At 39.7% G+C, this 3065-nt stretch carries 2 protein-coding genes and 6 tRNA genes; 1 reads left to right on the forward strand and 7 read right to left on the reverse strand.

What is annotated here, in order from left to right; translation table 11 throughout:
- From CH76_RS13070 to CH76_RS13100, 7 genes are all read right to left on the reverse strand, one after another.
- On the reverse strand, positions 1-338 hold a 338-nt coding region (locus tag CH76_RS13070; RefSeq protein ID WP_036147241.1), incomplete at its 3' end, for a sigma-70 family RNA polymerase sigma factor.
- A gap of 184 nt (positions 339-522) precedes the next feature.
- Positions 523-595, reverse strand: a tRNA-Lys gene (locus tag CH76_RS13075).
- An 11-nt stretch (positions 596-606) separates the two neighbouring features.
- Positions 607-681, reverse strand: a tRNA-Gln gene (locus CH76_RS13080).
- A 16-nt stretch (positions 682-697) separates the two neighbouring features.
- Positions 698-781, reverse strand: a tRNA-Tyr gene (locus CH76_RS13085).
- A 17-nt stretch (positions 782-798) separates the two neighbouring features.
- Positions 799-874, reverse strand: a tRNA-Val gene (locus tag CH76_RS13090).
- Positions 875-907: 33 nt separating this feature from the next.
- Positions 908-982, reverse strand: a tRNA-Glu gene (locus tag CH76_RS13095).
- Between the two features lie 80 nt (positions 983-1062).
- A tRNA-Asn gene (locus CH76_RS13100) sits at positions 1063-1137 on the reverse strand.
- Positions 1138-1391: 254 nt separating this feature from the next.
- On the opposite strand from CH76_RS13100, the gene mbcS reads away from it, so the two are divergent.
- Complete coding sequence (mbcS, locus tag CH76_RS13105; protein WP_036147242.1) at positions 1392-2954, forward strand: acyl-CoA synthetase MbcS; 1563 nt, start codon at positions 1392-1394, stop codon at positions 2952-2954.
- The last annotated feature ends 111 nt before the right edge of the window (positions 2955-3065 follow it).

Here is a 3065-nt window from a genome sequence, read left to right on the forward strand (position 1 = left end):
TTCGTAGCAACCTGTGAATACATCGTTAACCCTTCTGTTCCCGCTACCTCAGCATCTAAGTAATAGTCGGGCTTTTTTTTACGGATTCGATCAATGCATAAGTTCGTTGCAATGCGATACAGCCATGTCGAAAACTTTCTCTTTTGATCAAAAGTATGCAAGTTTATATAGGCACGAACAAACGCTTCTTGCGTAATATCTTCAGCCTCCTGCTTATTGCCAAGCATGCGATAGCACACTTGATACAGTCTACTCTGATAGAGGCTCACGATATCTGCAAATGCGTTTTGATCGCCTTTAAGCACTTGTTTTATTCTTTTATTCAATAACGCATCCATTCGTGTCTTCCTCTCCAACTTAGCACTGTCTACTATATGATACGGTCACGCGACAGTAAAGTTTCATTTTTCCCGCGATTATACCAAAGTTTTTATGCTAATTTATTTTTCTTACACTTTCTTTATATCTACCCAAAAAAACAAAAAAAGAACTTTGTCTAAAATAGACAAAGTTCTTTAATAGTGAGCCATGTAGGATTCGAACCTACGACCCCCTGATTAAAAGTCAGGTGCTCTACCAACTGAGCTAATGGCTCTTAATAAAAAATGGCTGGGGTACCAGGATTCGAACCTGGGCATGACGGAATCAAAATCCGTTGCCTTACCGCTTGGCTATACCCCATTCATTTAAATAAAACTGGTGGAGAGGGGCGGATTCGAACCGCCGAACCCTAAGGAGCGGATTTACAGTCCGCCGCGTTTAGCCACTTCGCTACCTCTCCAGGCTACTATGAGTTAATGGTGGAGAATGACGGGCTCGAACCGCCGACCCTCTGCTTGTAAGGCAGATGCTCTCCCAGCTGAGCTAATTCTCCATAATGCTACGCTCATAGTATAGGCTATAAAAATGGTGACCCCTACGGGATTCGAACCCGTGTTACCGCCGTGAAAGGGCGGTGTCTTAACCGCTTGACCAAGGGGCCTTCTCTTAAACAAGACAAGATTTATTATATCTCAGCTTATTTACTTTTGCAATACTTTTTTTAAAATAAGCAAAAAAAAATGGCTCCGAAGGTAGGACTCGAACCTACGACCAATCGGTTAACAGCCGATTGCTCTACCACTGAGCTACTTCGGAATAATACTGTATCTCAAGCACAAATATTATTATAACAAGCTATTAATAAAATTCAAGCCCTTATTCAATTTTTTTCGATAAATTTAACTAATCATTATATTATATATAAATAGTTTTACTTAATGTTTAAATATTTCTGCTTTATGTTCATTTTACCTTGACTTAGTTTTTACTGTACTGATACAATTAAGCCGAATCTATAGTGTTTGAATTTTCTAACAGTTAGTAACTTACATGAACTAGGGGGTATTACTATGGGAGAAATTAATTTAGTTGCACCAGCGCAATACAATATTACACAGGAAGTTGAAAAATTTAGTCACCTCGACACACGTGATGCGATTCGTTGGCTTAATGATAGCGGTGATTGTCAAAATATTTCATACAAGCAGCTCGTTGAAAAAATGAATCAATATGCAAATGCTTTAACACAAGCTGGACTACAAGCTGGGGATCGTATGCTTGTCATCATTCCACGCTTACCTGAGGCTTACTTTATTTTTTTAGGCGCACTTAAGGCAGGTATTGTTCCTATTTCTTGCTCTGAAATGCTTCGTGCAAAAGATTTACAATATCGTATGGAACATTCAGATGCGAGTGGCATCGTATCCTATCATCAATTTACAGATGAAGTTGATAAAATTGATAGTGATGTTGCAGCTATGAAAATCAAATTAATTATTGGCGATTCAAAAGCTAATTGGCTATCATTAAATGAGCAAGCACTCACTCAATCTACAAGCTTTGAGGCAGCTCCTACTAAAAGTAGTGATATGGCTTTCCTAGCTTATACTTCTGGCACTACAGGCAATCCCAAGGCTGCAGTACACTCACATAGCTGGGGCTATGCTCATGTTCGTACAGCTGCTACTAGTTGGCTTTGTGTTCGTGAAGGTGATTTAGTATGGGCTACAGCTGCACCTGGCTGGCAAAAATGGATTTGGAGTCCTTTCCTATCTACAATTATGCTTGGCGCAACAGCATTCGTTTATCACGGCGGTTTTGATGTTACAAAGTACTTAACACTACTACAAGACGAAAAAATCAATGTCCTTTGCTGCACACCAACAGAGTATCGCATTATGGCTAAAGTGGACGACTTAGGAAGCTATGATCTCTCACACCTACGTAGTGCAGTATCAGCAGGTGAGCCATTAAATCGTCCTGTCATTGAAACATTCCAAAAACTATTTAATTTAAAAGTACGTGATGGCTATGGTCAAACTGAAAATACTTTACTTGTTGGTACCCTCGAGGATACTGAACTTCGTCCCGGATCAATGGGTGTCCCTACACCTGGCAATCGTGTATGCATCATTAATTCAGAAGGCAACGAAACAGCTGTAGGTGAAATTGGAGATATTGCTGTTCATCGTGCTACACCAGCACTCTTTAAAGAGTATTACCGCGACCCTGAACGCACTCAAGCAGCTTTTCGTGGTGACTGGTATATTACAGGGGATCAAGCTTATCGTGATGAAGATGGCTACTTTTGGTTTGAAGGGCGTGGCGATGATATTATTATCTCTTCTGGCTATACAATTGGTCCATTTGAGGTAGAAGATGCTTTAAATAAACATGCTGCTGTACAAGAATGCGCTGTTGTTGCAGCGCCTGATGAAATTCGTGGTAACATCGTTAAAGCGTTTGTCGTACTGCGTGACGGATTTATCCAATCAGATAATTTAGCCAAAGAACTACAAGAACATGTTAAAGCTTTAACAGCTCCTTATAAATATCCACGCTGTGTTGTATTTTTAGACGAACTACCTAAAACAACATCCGGTAAAATCCGACGTGTTGAATTACGTTCATAATATACAGCAAAAACCACTTTAGCTACTAGCTAGAGTGGTTTTTAACTATTTTTATCCATAAAAAAACAAGCAATTCATAGATGAACTGCTTGCTTATGCGTGCCTAGCGAC

The organism is Lysinibacillus sp. BF-4 (assembly GCF_000743635.1).
GTDB lineage: Bacteria > Bacillota > Bacilli > Bacillales_A > Planococcaceae > Metalysinibacillus > Metalysinibacillus saudimassiliensis.

Coding starts and splice junctions, on each gene's coding strand:
- mbcS (WP_036147242.1), top strand. CDS start 1,392: ATGGGAGAAATTAATTTAGTTGCACCAGCGCAATACAATATTACACAG.